At 63.0% G+C, this 13,826-nt stretch carries 16 protein-coding genes and 2 tRNA genes; 8 read left to right on the plus strand and 10 right to left on the minus strand.

Going from position 1 to position 13,826, the window contains the following annotated elements; translation table 11 throughout:
- Window positions 1–42: 42 nt before the first annotated feature.
- Both X739_RS145240 and X739_RS145235 read right to left on the minus strand, forming a co-directional pair.
- A complete protein-coding gene (locus X739_RS145240) occupies window positions 43–918 on the minus strand; it encodes a DUF2182 domain-containing protein (protein ID WP_023795273.1) in 876 nt (291 codons plus the stop codon).
- A gap of 9 nt (window positions 919–927) precedes the next feature.
- A complete protein-coding gene (locus X739_RS145235) occupies window positions 928–1,563 on the minus strand; it encodes a DUF1326 domain-containing protein (RefSeq protein WP_023773469.1) in 636 nt (211 codons plus the stop codon).
- Between the two features lie 342 nt (window positions 1,564–1,905).
- Between X739_RS145235 and X739_RS145230 the strand changes: the two genes are divergently transcribed.
- The 5 genes from X739_RS145230 to X739_RS145210 all read left to right on the plus strand — a co-directional run bounded on the left by X739_RS145230 (window position 1,906) and on the right by X739_RS145210 (window position 6,101).
- Window positions 1,906–3,093: a cystathionine beta-lyase gene (locus X739_RS145230; RefSeq protein ID WP_023795274.1), complete on the plus strand. Its 1,188-nt coding sequence runs from the start codon at window positions 1,906–1,908 to the stop codon at window positions 3,091–3,093.
- Between the two features lie 204 nt (window positions 3,094–3,297).
- On the plus strand, window positions 3,298–4,377 hold the full coding sequence (locus X739_RS145225; RefSeq protein ID WP_023773467.1) for an HPP family protein: 1,080 nt from the start codon (window positions 3,298–3,300) through the stop codon (window positions 4,375–4,377).
- Between the two features lie 89 nt (window positions 4,378–4,466).
- Window positions 4,467–5,153, plus strand: coding sequence for an RNA polymerase sigma factor (locus X739_RS145220; RefSeq protein ID WP_031240863.1), 687 nt, complete (start codon window positions 4,467–4,469; stop codon window positions 5,151–5,153).
- 106 nt (window positions 5,154–5,259) lie between these two features.
- The gene (locus X739_RS145215) at window positions 5,260–5,784 is read left to right on the plus strand and encodes a DUF4142 domain-containing protein (RefSeq protein ID WP_023782940.1); all 525 of its coding nucleotides are present in this window, start codon (window positions 5,260–5,262) and stop codon (window positions 5,782–5,784) included.
- Window positions 5,781–6,101: a cupredoxin family copper-binding protein gene (locus X739_RS145210; protein WP_023773464.1), complete on the plus strand. Its 321-nt coding sequence runs from the start codon at window positions 5,781–5,783 to the stop codon at window positions 6,099–6,101. Before X739_RS145215 ends, X739_RS145210 begins: the two co-directional genes overlap by 4 nt.
- Here X739_RS145210 and X739_RS145205 read toward each other — a convergent pair.
- A complete protein-coding gene (locus X739_RS145205; protein ID WP_023782939.1) occupies window positions 6,047–6,943 on the minus strand; it encodes a crotonase/enoyl-CoA hydratase family protein in 897 nt (298 codons plus the stop codon). The genes X739_RS145210 and X739_RS145205 overlap by 55 nt on opposite strands.
- Window positions 6,944–7,025: 82 nt before the next feature.
- Here X739_RS145205 and X739_RS145200 point away from each other — a divergent pair, with 82 nt between their 5' ends.
- Window positions 7,026–7,613, plus strand: a complete 588-nt coding sequence (locus X739_RS145200; protein ID WP_023773462.1) for a TetR/AcrR family transcriptional regulator — start codon at window positions 7,026–7,028, stop codon at window positions 7,611–7,613.
- A 2-nt stretch (window positions 7,614–7,615) separates the two neighbouring features.
- Here X739_RS145200 and X739_RS145195 read toward each other — a convergent pair whose 3' ends face one another.
- The 6 genes from X739_RS145195 to X739_RS145170 all read right to left on the minus strand — a co-directional run bounded on the left by X739_RS145195 (window position 7,616) and on the right by X739_RS145170 (window position 12,054).
- On the minus strand, window positions 7,616–8,842 hold the full coding sequence (locus X739_RS145195) for an anion transporter (protein ID WP_023795275.1): 1,227 nt from the start codon (window positions 8,840–8,842) through the stop codon (window positions 7,616–7,618).
- A 153-nt stretch (window positions 8,843–8,995) separates the two neighbouring features.
- Complete coding sequence (locus X739_RS145190; RefSeq protein ID WP_245273908.1) at window positions 8,996–9,994, minus strand: glycosyltransferase family 4 protein; 999 nt, start codon at window positions 9,992–9,994, stop codon at window positions 8,996–8,998.
- A gap of 171 nt (window positions 9,995–10,165) precedes the next feature.
- Window positions 10,166–10,954, minus strand: coding sequence for a GGDEF domain-containing protein (locus tag X739_RS145185; protein WP_023773460.1), 789 nt, complete (start codon window positions 10,952–10,954; stop codon window positions 10,166–10,168).
- Window positions 10,955–11,154: 200 nt separating this feature from the next.
- Window positions 11,155–11,376, minus strand: a complete 222-nt coding sequence (locus X739_RS145180; protein WP_023773459.1) for a hypothetical protein — start codon at window positions 11,374–11,376, stop codon at window positions 11,155–11,157.
- Between the two features lie 252 nt (window positions 11,377–11,628).
- Window positions 11,629–11,705 (minus strand) — tRNA-Arg (locus X739_RS145175).
- Window positions 11,706–11,748: 43 nt separating this feature from the next.
- Complete coding sequence (locus X739_RS145170) at window positions 11,749–12,054, minus strand: ETC complex I subunit (protein WP_015318428.1); 306 nt, start codon at window positions 12,052–12,054, stop codon at window positions 11,749–11,751.
- A 124-nt stretch (window positions 12,055–12,178) separates the two neighbouring features.
- On the opposite strand from X739_RS145170, the gene X739_RS145165 reads away from it, so the two are divergent.
- Window positions 12,179–12,255 (plus strand) — tRNA-Pro (locus X739_RS145165).
- Window positions 12,256–12,323: 68 nt separating this feature from the next.
- Window positions 12,324–12,659 carry a hypothetical protein gene (locus X739_RS145160; protein WP_051407658.1) on the plus strand — a complete coding sequence of 112 codons (336 nt, stop codon included), beginning with the start codon at window positions 12,324–12,326 and terminating at the stop codon, window positions 12,657–12,659.
- Window positions 12,660–13,121: 462 nt separating this feature from the next.
- Here the strand turns inward: X739_RS145160 and hdaA are convergent, their stop codons facing one another.
- On the minus strand, window positions 13,122–13,826 hold the full coding sequence (hdaA, locus tag X739_RS145155; RefSeq protein ID WP_023782936.1) for a DnaA regulatory inactivator HdaA: 705 nt from the start codon (window positions 13,824–13,826) through the stop codon (window positions 13,122–13,124).

The following is a 13,826-nucleotide window of genomic DNA, read 5'->3' on the forward strand; positions in this document are numbered from 1 at the left end:
ATTGCCGGTCGATATTGCTTGTGGACAAAGTGGCGCGCGGTCTCAAAGCGCGGGAAAGCCCAGCCAGATGCCGACCGCAACCATCAATGCACCGGAGATGCGCGGGATCAATTGCCCGGCCGGAACCACCTTCTCCAGAAGAACAAGGACGGCGATGCCGGCGATCCACAGCACGTTCATGACACCGCCGACGAACAGCAGGGTCATCAGCGCCCAGCAGCAGCCGAGACAATAGGCGCCGTGATCCATGCCAAGCCGAAGTGCGCCGGGCGCGGTGGTGCGGAATCCGCCATGGCTCGCCAGGAACGCGACCGGCGCCTGGCATTGGCGCAGGCACACGCCCTTGATCGGCGTCCACTGGTAGAGGCCGGCGGCGATCAGGATGATACCGCCGAGGACCGCGCTGTGCGCCGCCATCAAGGGATCGAGCATCCCGAAACGGGCGAGCAGCCATTGCGCACCCGTCGCCACGATGCTGAAGGCGACCCAGACGACGAGATAGCCGGTAAAAAACCATGCCGTCGAAGCGATAGGCCGGCTGTCCGCCAGCGCCTTGCGGGCGACGCCGGCATAGAGCAGCAACATCGGCGCGACCGACGGCGTCATCATGCCGACCATCATCACGGCCCACATCGTGAAGGTGAAGACGAAATCGACCGATGCCCAGGCCCGGAAACCCGGCGCCACGGCAGCGCCCATATCCATGCTCGCCATGTCCATCCCGGCCATGTCCATCCCGGCCATGTCCATCCCGGCCATGTCGCCTGCCTCGCCGCCCGACATGGGGCTACCAGGCATGGCCATGTCGGCGGCGAGCCAAAGAACATAGGCCCAGGCGAACACGGCAATTACGGCGAGCGCGGCCGTCACGACCGCGCGGTCGCGCCGCAGCACCGCCTCGAGAGCCGTGTCGCCCATCGGATCAGATCAATGCACGATGCCGCTCTGCGTGAGATGCAGGTTGGCGAAATGGCTATGCGTGTCCGCCACCTCGAATTTGATCGGGCTCGTCGTCTTGGTCCAGCCGCGCCCGACCTCGGCGATGGCGTATTCGAAGCCGTGCGGCAGGTCGATGCGCGCCCGATGCTCGGCGCCGGTGACCGGGTTCTTGATCGGCTCACCACGGCCGTCGGTTACGCCCTTGACGTGCAGCCGGCCCGTTCGGCCATCGACGTCGACCTCGAAATCGATCGCGGCGAAGATCGGATCGTGGAACTTCTCCAAGGTGGTCGAAAAGACCTGGAATATTGTCGCGCCCGGTTCGGTGTCCTGACCGCCCAGTATGCGGAGAAGGGCTTCACGCTGGGCTTCGCTGGCCCTCTCGTCGATGACCACCGCGGCCTCCCCCCTGCCCTGGTGTATCGCGCCGGGCCAGCTGAAGATGCCGACGAAGCGCAGCCCGTCGAGCTTGGTGTCGCCATGATGGCCGGTCTCGATTTCCATGCCGGCGACGGCTTGGCAGAATCCGTATGTCGGCATGGCATTGAACTGGCATGGGCAGCCATAGGCACAATTGCAGTTGATGAATTCGCGCGCCTTCATCGTCCATTTGACGTCAGGCATGACATTCCTCCCCTTTCCGCTCGCTGGAGCGGGATGCCCGGATCGGGACCAGGAGGTAGCCGGCAAGAACCATCCGGCAGCATCTGATCGAAGCATCCGGCGATTATCATTAGAAATTTATCATATACCTTTCACAGCCGGCTACAATAGGTTCACCAGCTGGCGAGCAAGCTTTCGACAGGGCGCCGCCGCGCGTCGTTGGTCCATTCCGGATCAGATCGCGGGCTGTCTTCGGGCCCAGGAATTGGCATATTCGAAGTCCATTCCTGGCGAACGGTGGGCTGTTGCACGGTCCACGACGCCGCATTATGGCTAGCGCCTTGTCTAACAAGGCGACCAAGAATGGCGAAAGACGGCAGCGAGCAGGGTTCCGGCACGATGGGCATCAACACGCGGCTCGCCCATTCGGGTAACAACCCGCATGACTATTTCGGCTTCGTCAACCCGCCGGTCGTGCATGCCTCGACCGTGCTGTTCCCAAATGCCTCCGTGATGGCCGCACGCAGCCAGAAGTACACTTACGGCACGCGTGGCACACCGACGACGGACGCTCTTGCGCATGCCATTGACGCGCTGGAAGGCTCGGCCGGCACGATCGCGGTGCCGTCGGGCCTTGCGGCTGTGACCGTGCCGCTGCTGGCCTTCGTATCGGCGGGCGATCATCTGCTGATCGTCGATTCCGTCTATCATCCCACGAGAAACTTCGCCGACACGATGCTGAAACGGCTCGGCGTCGAGGTCGAATATTATGCTCCCAATATCGGCGCCGGCATCGCGACGTTGCTCAAGCCGAACACCAAAGTGGTGTTCACCGAATCGCCGGCCTCCAACACGTTCGAGGTGCAGGACATCCCGGCGATCGCCAAGGCGGCGCATGCGGCCGGCGCCATCGTGATGATGGACAATACATGGGCGACGCCGCTCTATTTCCGGCCGCTAGACCATGGCGTGGACATCTCGATCCATGCGGCGACGAAATATCCTGCAGGCCATTCGGACGTGCTGCTCGGCACGGTCTCGGCCAATGAGGCCTGCTGGGGGCAGCTCTACGAGAGCTTTTGCACGCTTGGCTGCTGTGCTGGACCTGACGACGTATACCAAGTGCTGCGCGGCCTGCGCACGATGGGTGTTCGGCTCGACCGTCACCAGCGCAGCGCGCTAGCCATCGCCTCGTGGCTCGAAGGCGAAGAAGGCGTGGCGCGCGTGCTCCACCCTGCCCTTCCAAGCCATCCGGACCACGATCTTTGGAAGCGCGACTTCCGCGGTTCGAGCGGCATCTTTTCCATCGTGCTGGCCGGTGGTGGCCAGCACGAGCAGCACGCTTTCCTCGACGCACTGCGGATCTTCGGTCTCGGCTACTCCTGGGGAGGCTATGAGAGCCTCGCGGTGCCGGTCTGGCTTGGCGACCGCGTCGTTGCGAAAGGCCCTTATGAAGGTCCACTGATACGACTGCAGATCGGCCTAGAGGATGTCGACGACTTGAAAGCCGACATTCGGAGCGGGCTTGCGGCAGCGGCGCGCGCGGGCTGACCTCAAACAAAGTCAGCAAAGGGGCCGCAAGCCCTTGTCGCTGATGACAAAACGCGAGGCGCTGCCAGCACTCCGGCGAAGGCCGGTGCGCAATATTATTCTCTTACATCATGACTTTACGGATTTGTTTGACTTTCAAATCGGCGAATTCGCCTGCATGCGTGCCGCTCATCTCGACAGATCCAGTCCTCGCAAAGTTCTCCAATGGCCTTTCGTCTTTTTGTCCCCATCCTCGCCGGCGCCACGCTGCGTGAACGCATCCTGGCGTGTATCGGCGCTACGATCGGCATCGCGCTGACGGGCGCGATCAGCGGGCTGGCGATGGGCGGCGGCCCGCATGTGGCCCTGCTGGTGGCGCCGATGGGCGCATCCGCAGTGCTTCTGTTCGCCGTACCGGCCAGCCCGTTGGCGCAACCCTGGTCCATCATCGGCGGCAATTCCATATCGGCGCTGGTCGGGGTGACCGTGGCACATTTCATCCATGATCCGGTGATGGCCTCGGGGCTCGCGGTGGCGCTCGCCATCGCCGCGATGTCGTTCACGCGCTGCCTGCATCCGCCAGGCGGTGCCGCCGCGCTGACGGCGGTGCTCGGCGGCCCGGCCGTCATCAGCGCGGGCTTCCTGTTCCCGTTCGTGCCGGTGGCCTTGAATTCGACCATCCTGGTGGCGCTGGGCTTCCTTTTCCACAAGCTGGCGCGGCGCAATTACCCGCATGTCGCGACACCAGCCGCCAACAGCCACGGCACCGCCGATGCGCCGGCTCAGCAGCGCGTCGGCTTCCGGCCCGAGGATATCGACGCGGCGCTGACCACACTTGACGAGACCTTCGACATCGACCGCGACGACCTCGAACGGTTGCTGAGACAAGTCGAACTGCAGGCCATGGTGCGCTCACACCGCACGCTGCTGTGCGAGGACATCATGTCGCGCGACGTGGTTTCGGTGTCCGAGCAAGCCACCGCCGACGAGGCGCGCCAGCAACTGCTCGATCATAATATCCGTACCTTGCCCGTGGTCGACGCGGATGCCCGGCTGGTTGGCGCCGTTGGCCTGCGCGAGCTGACGAAAGCCACCGACACAGTGAAGAGCGTCATGGCAAAAGCCGGCACCGCCTGGCCCGAGACACCGGCGATGAGCTTGCTCCCGGTGCTGACCGACGGGCGCAGCCATGCCGTGGTCATCGTCGACGGCGAGCGGCATATTCTCGGCCTGATCACGCAGACCGACCTCTTGGCGGCGGCCGCACGCGTGCAGAGGGCAGACAAGGGATTGGCGGCAGCCTAGAATACCGAACCCGGATCCCTCTGGTCCGGGAACCTTTTGCCGGCAGGCGCATCCAATGCGCAGCATTTGCACGAGGAGATCCGGTCGCGATGAGCAAGCAGCCAATGCCCGCCACGGTGCCGGCGATTGCCGAAAGGCCTTCCGGCGACATGCTGCTTGTCCACCGCGCGCTGGCGCGCGAGCCGGATGCTTTTCGCGTCATCATGAAGGTACACAACCAGCGGCTCTACCGCATCGCGCGCGGCATTCTGCGCAACGACGCCGAAGCCGAGGACGTCGTCCAGGAGGCCTATGTCAACGCCTTCGCCAGCCTGGCGGCGTTTCGCGGCCAATCCACGCTCGCCACCTGGCTGTCGCGCATCGTCATCAACGAAGCGCTCGGCCGCCTGCGCAAGAGACGTCGCACGGTGGAGATGCCTGCCGATCCGGAAGCGCGGATAATCAGGTTTCCCCTCAAATCCAACGACGATCCGGAGCGGACGATGGCGCAGCGGCAGATTCTCGCACTTGTCGAACGGGCGACCGACAGCCTGCCCGACATCTACCGCATGGTCTTCGTCGCCCGCGTCATCGAGGGCCTGAGCATGGAGGAAACCGCCGATTTGCTCGGCGTGCGGCCAGAAACCGTCAAGACGAGACTGCATCGGGCGCGCGCCCTGTTGCGCAAGGCGCTGGACGATGAAATCGGCCCTGTGCTGCTGGATGCCTTCCCCTTCGCGGGTCGGCGCTGCGATCGACTGACCCAGGCGGTGATGGGACGGCTGGGTTTTGAATGATGCCGTCCCGATTTTCCGGGAACGTTTCTCTCCGCCCCGCATCCAATGAGCGTCAACTGCAAATTCGAGCCCGGCGCCTCCGCGAGGCCGGGCCAAGGAGGATGCCATGTTCACCCGATATACCGTTGCCCTTGCAGCCCTGCTTCTCGTCGGCGCTGCCCCGGTCTCGAAAGCCGCCGACAAGCCGACCGACCCGCAGATCGCCCATATCGCCTATACGGCAGGCGTCCTCGACATCGAGGCGGCCAAGCAGGCGATCAAGAAGTCAAAAAGCAAGGAGGTCGTCGATTTCGCCAAGGACATGGAGCGCGACCATGAAGCGGTGAACAAGCAGGCGCTCGATCTCGTCAAGAAGCTCAAGGTGAAGCCCGAGGACAACGCCACCAGCCAGGCGCTGACGAAGGCGGCGAAGGAGGAACGTGCCAAGCTCGCCAAGCTGAAAGGCGCGGCCTTCGACAAGGCCTATATCGAAAACGAGGTCGCCTATCACAAACAGGTCAATGGCGCGCTCGAAACCCTGCTCATTCCCTCGGCCAGCAATGCCGAGCTGAAGAGCCTGCTCGAGACCGGTCTTAAGATCTTCCAAGGCCATGAGCAGCATGCCGAACACGTCGCCGGCATGCTGAAATGAAAGCGGGCGCCTTGGATCATCTGGCGCGGCTGGTCGTGCTGGCGTTGGTATCTACAGCGCCGGCAGCGGCGGCAACCATCCAGGTCACCGTCGACAAGCTCGTTTTTTCGCCGGCCAGCGTCGATGCCAAGGTCGGCGACACGATCGAGTGGGTGAACAAGGACGTGATCGCCCACACGGCCACCGTGAAGGGCGGCTGGGAGGTGGTAATCCCGCCGAAGAAGTCGGCAAGCATGACGCTGAAGACGTCGCAAACGGTCGACTATTTCTGCCGCTTCCACCCCAACATGAAGGGACGCTTGCTGGTGGCGCCGTGATCCAAGGCCGAGGAGGCCCGTCTTGCCTCATCGGGTCTCGCGACATGCGTCCACGATCCGTCGTGTCCGGGCCTGTGCCTGCTGATCCAGGCATCTAGCGCCTCGCGCAAATCGGCTGTCGGGGCCATACGGGCGAACTGCTCGGCCTCGACCAGCAAGCCTTCGGCGATGCTCAGATTGAGCCCTCTCGTCACCGCCGTAAGGATGCCCGCGACCGCCAGTCCGGAGTGCCGAAGGACACGCCTGGCCAGATTGAACGCAGCCGGCATCAGATCGTCGTGCGGCACCACCTGATTGACGAGGCCAAGGTCAAGAGCCCGCTGTGGCGGGAACCAGTCGCCGGTCAAAAGCAGTTCGAGCGCGCGCTTGCGCCCTGCGAGCCTGGGCAGGCGCTGCGTTCCGCCGAAAGTCGGCGGCATTGCCAGAGTGATCTCCGGCTTGGCGAACAGCGCGCGGTCGCTGGCAATTGCAAGCGGCACGGCTTCCGTGATTTCGCAGCCGCCGCCGAAGGCGAGGCCGTTGACGGCTGCGATGACAGGCTTGCGAAAGGCTTCCAGCCTCGCCGTCAGCCGCTGTCCCCGCATGACGAAGTCTCGCAGCGCTATCTCGGCGCCCAGCGCCACGCTGGCCGAGAACTCCTCTATGTCGGCGCCCGCCGAGAAGGCCCGCTCGCCGGCCCCGGTCAGAATGACCGCGCGGATGCGGTCGTCGACTTCAATGTCGTCGAGTGTCGCGAGCAGGCGATCGATCAGCGCATAGTTCAACGCGTTCAGCTTTTCCGGGCGGTTGAGAGAAAGGACGGCAATGCCTTCCCTGTTTTCGTTCAGGACAAGATCGGTCATGGCTTCCTCCAGCATGGTGACGAGATGGGAGGTTACGCCATTCGCGGCTTGTGTATATTCACTAGGCGGTATACTTAGACCCATGCCCGAAGCACAAAGTCCTACCCGCAAGCGCATTGTCGACGCAGCAACCAGATTGTTTTACGCGGAGGGGATCGGCCGTGTCAGCGTCGATGCCGTCGCTGAGGAAGCGGGTCTTACGAAGCGGACGCTCTATTACCACTTCAAGAGCAAGGACGACCTCATCGCAGCCTATCTCGACGGCCGCGATCAGCCCAATCTGAAACGGATGGCCGGCTGGTTCGAGGCTGAGCAAGGTGGCGTGGACAGCAAGGTCGAAGCCATTTTTGCCAACCTGGCCCGGGCCACGCGCCATCCGAAATGGAAGGGATGCGGCTTCCTGCGCACCGCTGCGGAGCTTGCCTCGATGCCAGGGCACCCGGCGGTCAAGGTCGGGGCGCGGCACAAAAGCAATTTCGAGACATGGCTGGCGGCAGAATTGTCCGGCCACCATATCGAGGGGCCGCAGGCGCTGGCGCGCGAGATCGTGCTGCTGATGGATGGCTGCTTTTCGATCATGCTCATCCATCGCAACCCCGACTACGTCGACGCAGCCGGACGAGCCGCGGCCACGCTGGTCAGGGCGCGAATGTCGGGCAGCCAGGCCTAGGGCTATCCGCCGAACGCCAGCCACCCCGTACCGGCCAACAGCGTGATCAACGTCAGCGGCAGGCCGACCTTGAAGAAGGCGCCGAAAGACAACGGCGTGCCTGCGGCCTTGGACTGCTCGGCGACGATCAGATTGGCGACCGAGCCGAGCAGCGTGAAATTACCGGCGAGCGTCGAGCTCATGGCCACGACCAGCCAGGCGCGCTCGGGGTTTTCCAGGCCGGGTATGAAAGGCCTGAGCGCCAGCACGGCCGGAACATTGCTCATGATGTTGGACAACACGGCGGTGAAACCCGACAGCCGCCAGACATCGTCGAGCCCGATGTTCTTGGCCGAGGCGATCATGTCAGGTGTCAGCAGCGTCTTTTCCGCGCCGGCAACCACCACGAACAGGCCCGCGAACATGAACAGCAGCGGTCCGTCGATCTCGCGGTAGATGCGCGATGGCTTGATGGCGCGGGTCAGCAGCAGAATGGCGCCGCCGATGAGCGCCGCCTTGGCTACGGGAACACCGGCGAAGAAGGCGATCGCCAGCCCGATGCAGACTACCACCGCCTTCAGCACCTGGCCGCGATGCATGCGGCCGCGCGAAATGTGTGGCGTCAGTTCGCCGTTGCGGGTGAATTCGGCGCGGTAGACGATGCGCACGATGGCGATCACCGCGACAAGGCCGAACAAGGCGACCGGGGCGAGCGCCGCCGAAAAGGCGGGATAGGAAATGCCCGACAGCGCGCCGATGACCATGTTCTGCGGATTGCCCGTGATGGTGGCGACGCTGCCGCAGTTCGAAGCGGTGGCGGTGGCGATCAGATAAGGGATCGGATTGCGGTTGATGACGCGGGTAACGTGGACGACGATCGGCGCCATGACCAGGCAGATGGCGTCGTTGACCAGGAAGGCCGACAGCACGCCGGTGAGGAGCGTCACCATCACCAGCAGCATGAACGGTGCATGTGCGTGCTCGATGGCGATGGCGCCAAGACCGCGAAAGGCACCCGACACCTTCAGATGCGCCACGACTATCATCATGCCGAGCAGAAGCGTGATGGTGTCGAAATTTATGGCCCGGTAGGCATCCTCCATGCTGAGCGCGCCGATGGCGATCATCGCCGCGCCGCCAAGCAGCGCGATGCCTGCCCGGTCGAGCCGCAAGCCAGGTATGCGGCCGATTGCGACGCCGGCATAAGTCAAGATCAGGATCAGCAGTGCCGCGGCGCCGGTCAATGTCATCGGTAGAAGCCCTGCTCGATCTGTCCGCGCGCCGATGCCGGCCGCCCCGCGATTCACGTGATGCCAGCTTTAGCGCGATGTCGGCATCGATGCCAAACGGGGTACGTGGATTGCTGGCCGAGGGTGTTTGGAAAGCCGGACGGCGTGGCGCCGCTAACGCCGATAGAAGTCCGACCGCCGTTGCACCGCCTGTGGCGAAAACAGCTGCTCGACGGTTTGCCGCGCCTTCTGACCGACGGCCGACCGCAGTGCCGGGTCGGCTCTAAGCTCGGCCAGGATCCGTGCTGCCTGTTGCGTCGTTTCGAACAGGAAACCGTTTTCGCCATGCCTGATATGATCGGCGTAGCCACCATGCGAATGGCAAACGACCGGCAGGCCGCAGGCCATCGCCTCGAACACCACACGGCCGAACGTCTCCACATGCAAGCCGGTGCGATAATAGAAGACGTCGAGCGTCGGCAAAAACTGTTCGGCGGCAAATTCACCCTGCGGCAGGAGCTCGAGTTGCGTATGCGGCGCGAGCCTGTCCTTGAGCGGCATGCCGCCCTGAATCCGCACCGCATCGCCGTCGGCCAGCAATGCCTCATAGAGCGCCACATCGTCAGGATGATGCTTGTCCGCCGTATCGCGGCTCAGCCGCCCCACCGTGAACGGACCGTTTGGCCTTGCCTGCCGTGGCGAGAAGCGCTCGATATCGATGGGTGACGGATGCACGACGCCCTCAACCCGCAGCATGCGCTTCTGAAAGTCGGAGATCAGCACCAGTTCGGCACCGGGCCAACCCAGCAGGCGCGGTCTGCGTGTCGTCAGCGCGATGATCTTGGGATGAAAGGTGTTGAAGACATAGATCAACCGGCGCGGTGGCGGGATCAGATAAGGCCACGTCTTGTTGCGCCAGTGCGCACCGAGAAAGACATAGGTGCCGCCAGCCGGCACATTGCGTGTTGCCGGCGAGACGCGGCGTATCGGAAATTCCTGCATCAGGTCTTCGGATACGCGCGACGAGGTTGCCCAGAGGCGCACCTGCGAATCGGCGCTCAACAGCCGATACAACTCCAGGGTTTCGCGCTCACTGCCGCCAAACGGGTTCTGAAAGCCGTTGAATAAGTGGATCATGATCGCGGTGCTTATCGGGCCCGGGCGTTTGGCCATTCAATTCCCTGCATCCGCGGGCCGTGCCGTGCCCGCGGACCGCACGATCGAGGGACTCGAGAAAGCAGGACTGTTTCTGGCGATGCTCCATACATCACTTGCGCGGAGGAAGCACACAGACAGGTATGCGTCAAGGAAGCGGTCGGTGCCAGCCCGGCTGCGAGGCTGCTTTCAATGAACGGTGGCGGCGCTGAGCGGAGACGCTAGAGCGGCTTCCGCCGGATCGAAGCTGACCTGATCGCGTCCATTCGACTTGGCGGCATAAAGCCGTCTGTCGGCGGCGGAGAATATTGCCTCGTAGGTCGTCGGCCCGCTGAAGCTGGTGCCGCCGATGCTGACGGAAAGCGGACAGGACCGGCCATCGGGCGAAAAGTCCATTTCGCGTATCCGTCGGCGGATGCCTTCGGCAACCAGCCAGGATTGCGAGGGGTCGACGCCGGGAAGGAACACGCCGAACTCCTCGCCGCCGATCCGGCCGACGATATCGGTGCCACGCAGTTGGCCCTTGATCGCCTGCGCGATCAGTTTGAGCGCCTGGTCGCCACAATCATGGCCGAGGCGGTCGTTGATCGACTTGAAGTGGTCGGCATCGATGATCAGCAGCGCGCCGGTACGGGTCTCTTCCTGCTTGCGGGTTTGTTCGAGATAGGCCTCGACCAGCATCGAGAAGGCGCCGCGGTTCAGCACCGCCGTCAGGCTGTCCGTCGCGGCAATGACGCTGAGGTCGCGCTGGGCTATCGCCAGTTGGCGGATCTTCCACATCAGGAAAAACAGAAACGAGCCGCCGAGCACCAAGGGCAGCAGGAGGTCGGTCAGCTTGGCGCGCCAGACAGACTCGGGCGAAAGATAGGGGAAATTGAACGAATCGACGAAAAACGCCACGGCAATGAAGAATGCCGTGCCGGCGGCGGTGACGGCCATCACCCTGCCCCAGCTGGTGGGCGACAGGTCCAGCTTCATCCCTTTTTACTCCGTTAGCCGTCCCTACTATGACGTGCCAACGCAAACAAAATGATAAGACTTTCCTTTCAATTCGAGTTCAGGTGGCGACGAGACGAGATCAGGGGGCCGGGAGATGGAGCACGATCGCCAATAGGCGGCCGTGCCCCGATGGTTGGACGCAACTTGCTCACCGGATTTCGGACATGGAAATTCCGAAGTCAGCGGCTAGGCGCCGGCCCGACCGCCTCGGCGACGAAGGATGCCGCGATCAGGTCGTCGGCATCCAGTTGCAAGGAACCGTCGCCAGATCCCATGATGGCGGCGACTTTGTGAAAGGTTTGCATTTCATGGCCGGATATTTCGGCGTCTTGCATTCGGGCCCTGAGATCGGCGATACGCCGCCCCAAGGCTGGGGACGTTCCAATTTCACGTTTCGACATAGCCTTGTTTCTCCTCCACCAACCCGCGCTTGTTTTGCCCCACCCGTTCGCTTGCCCGCATGCTGCCTTTTATGAGGCTCCACGAATACAAGGCCCCGAACGCGTAGTTTTGGCCAAGGTTCCAACAGGGTCGGATCACGAAATAATTCCAGAGCCCTGCGCGGACCGGACCTCTGTTCGCCTTCCGGTAGACGGCGTGGCAGCACTGGCAAGTGACCGCGTGAGGTCATGCAATATAAGCCATTGAAATTATGGCGATCCCGACAGGATTCGAACCTGTGACCATCGGCTTAGAAGGCCGGTGCTCTATCCAGCTGAGCTACGGGACCGTCGGCCGGCCACGGCCGGCTGGATGCTTGGCGCCTGCGCCCTTCAGTGCGTCCAGGGCGTCCTGCGGTCATAGCGGAAATTCTCCGCATAGGAAATCTGGCGGCGCTTGGTCTCTTTCGGTTCCTCGACACGGAAGGCAAGCCCTTCCTTTTCGGCGTAGGCGACCGCTTCTTCGCGCGTGTCGAAGGTGAGCCGGATCTGGCTTCTCATGTCACCCGACGTGGTGTAGCCCATCAGGGGATCGATCTTCTTGCGCATCTCGGGGTCGAACTCCAGCACCCAATGGCCGGTCTTGGCCTTGCCGGACTGCATCGCGGTTTTGGCTGGACTGAAAATGCGCGCGGACATGGCCACCTCTTTGTTGGCAAGGCGGCATCGCCGCCCTCTTCGCCGTCATTACTGCGCATTGGCAGCGGCGGCAAGGTTTTTGCACTTGCCATGTACGACCGAAATGAATAGGCAACAGACCGTTCGGAGTGTAGCGCAGCCTGGTAGCGCATCTGGTTTGGGACCAGAGGGTCGGGAGTTCGAATCTCTCCACTCCGACCATTTCTCTTTAAAATGCGACACCGATGGCACCGAAGGGGTTTTGGCCCCTATCCGCGTGTCGATATTTCATGCTCGCTTCCATCGCCATTGCCGGCTTAAGCTGCGGCAAACGGGGGTTTGCGGTGCTTGGGATCGATGCTTGGGTCTCGCTGTTCGGGCCGGCCTATTTTGCCTATGCGGGCGTGACGGTTCCGTTCATGGTGGCATGGGCGATCGCCTGTGCGGCCTTGGCGATGTGGAACAATCGCGAGAGCCGCAGGCTTGGCAGGCTCGCACCTGGCGTCGTCGCCTCCCGTTCGTGGGCAGCCAGCATCGGAATTTTTGTGCTGGTCGCCGCCTGCTATATCGCCGTGCACTCAGCCGTCTATCTGTTGGTCCGGTATTTCGTCAGAATGTGGCTGTGATTGGCCGCAAGCTCACCGCCAACAGTGCTACGTTGAGAGCACACCCTCGATATCGGTTTTCGAAAAATCGGCTCCGCCCTCCGCGCGGCGCACCAGTTCGGTCAGTTGTCCCTTGGCACGGTAACGGATACCTGCATCGATTACTGCGCATGGACCAGTCTCTGGTCCAAGTTTCAATTGAGAAATAGACCGTCGAGTGGTCCGCTTGAAGAGTTTCGACGATGCTGGGCGGTCACTGTCGTCGGGGTGAATGTCCGCTGCGGCGCAACCGCTCGACGCATTTTGAACGCAAGCTCGCCGGGCGAGAACCCCAACCGCCTCATTCCCGGCGAGCCTACAACCTGATTTGGAACGCAATCAGGACCGGGGTCAGCCGGCAAGCTCACGCAGCAAGATGAGTGCCAGTTTTGTTTCCCAAAATGGACTCTGGTCGAGACGGAGACCTCTGGAAACCTGAAGTCATCAAATCGCGAACTCGCCCTGCCCCTCGTCCATGGCATTGACGGTTTCGGCGGCCAATGCCCTGGTGATCGGCATCTTGCGCTCCAGCGCGGTACGATCCAGGCGCTCCACCACACGCATCGCGGTTGCCAGAGAACGCTCGATGCGCCGCACCAAATACTGCACGACATGCGGCTCGACCTCGACCTGGCGGTCGGCGAACAGCTTGGTGATGACACCGGCGAGCAGGAGATCATCGGGCTCATGGATCTCGACTGTCGCCGCCGCCTTGAGCCGCGATGCAAGATCGGGCAGCGATACACCCCAGGCCGAGGGAAAGCGGCGTGCGGTCAAAAGCAGCGTCGAGCCGGCGCCACGCACCGCATTGATGAGATGGAACAGGCCCAGTTCGTCGACCGCGCGTGCGTCGGCGTCATCGATCAGGGCCGGGCGGGCACCGAGATTTGCGATGCTGTCGCCAATGCGCCTGGCGTCGACAGTCACCGCCTTGGCGCGCGCACCCCAGATCGAGGCCAGATGCGTCTTGCCGGAGCCAGCTGGGCCTGCCAGCACCACCACCGGTGCTGGCCAATCCGGCCAGCGGTCGACCAGTGCGGCCGCCTGGTTGTTGGTGCCGGAGACGACCAGCTCATCACGCGAGTAACCGGTGCCATGGCCGAGATCGAGCGGCAACTGGCGTGGCGGGTCGGTTCGCTGCGCGGTCAC

The sequence above is a fragment of the Mesorhizobium sp. LNHC209A00 genome (assembly GCF_000502915.1).
Taxonomy (GTDB): domain Bacteria; phylum Pseudomonadota; class Alphaproteobacteria; order Rhizobiales; family Rhizobiaceae; genus Mesorhizobium.

Coding starts and splice junctions, on each gene's coding strand:
- X739_RS145240 (WP_023795273.1), bottom strand. CDS start 918: ATGGGCGACACGGCTCTCGAGGCGGTGCTGCGGCGCGACCGCGCGGTC.
- X739_RS145235 (WP_023773469.1), bottom strand. CDS start 1,563: ATGCCTGACGTCAAATGGACGATGAAGGCGCGCGAATTCATCAACTGC.
- X739_RS145230 (WP_023795274.1), top strand. CDS start 1,906: ATGGCGAAAGACGGCAGCGAGCAGGGTTCCGGCACGATGGGCATCAAC.
- X739_RS145225 (WP_023773467.1), top strand. CDS start 3,298: ATGGCCTTTCGTCTTTTTGTCCCCATCCTCGCCGGCGCCACGCTGCGT.
- X739_RS145220 (WP_031240863.1), top strand. CDS start 4,467: ATGAGCAAGCAGCCAATGCCCGCCACGGTGCCGGCGATTGCCGAAAGG.
- X739_RS145215 (WP_023782940.1), top strand. CDS start 5,260: ATGTTCACCCGATATACCGTTGCCCTTGCAGCCCTGCTTCTCGTCGGC.
- X739_RS145210 (WP_023773464.1), top strand. CDS start 5,781: ATGAAAGCGGGCGCCTTGGATCATCTGGCGCGGCTGGTCGTGCTGGCG.
- X739_RS145205 (WP_023782939.1), bottom strand. CDS start 6,943: ATGACCGATCTTGTCCTGAACGAAAACAGGGAAGGCATTGCCGTCCTT.
- X739_RS145200 (WP_023773462.1), top strand. CDS start 7,026: ATGCCCGAAGCACAAAGTCCTACCCGCAAGCGCATTGTCGACGCAGCA.
- X739_RS145195 (WP_023795275.1), bottom strand. CDS start 8,842: ATGACATTGACCGGCGCCGCGGCACTGCTGATCCTGATCTTGACTTAT.
- X739_RS145190 (WP_245273908.1), bottom strand. CDS start 9,994: ATGGCCAAACGCCCGGGCCCGATAAGCACCGCGATCATGATCCACTTA.
- X739_RS145185 (WP_023773460.1), bottom strand. CDS start 10,954: ATGAAGCTGGACCTGTCGCCCACCAGCTGGGGCAGGGTGATGGCCGTC.
- X739_RS145180 (WP_023773459.1), bottom strand. CDS start 11,376: ATGTCGAAACGTGAAATTGGAACGTCCCCAGCCTTGGGGCGGCGTATC.
- X739_RS145170 (WP_015318428.1), bottom strand. CDS start 12,054: ATGTCCGCGCGCATTTTCAGTCCAGCCAAAACCGCGATGCAGTCCGGC.
- X739_RS145160 (WP_051407658.1), top strand. CDS start 12,324: ATGCTCGCTTCCATCGCCATTGCCGGCTTAAGCTGCGGCAAACGGGGG.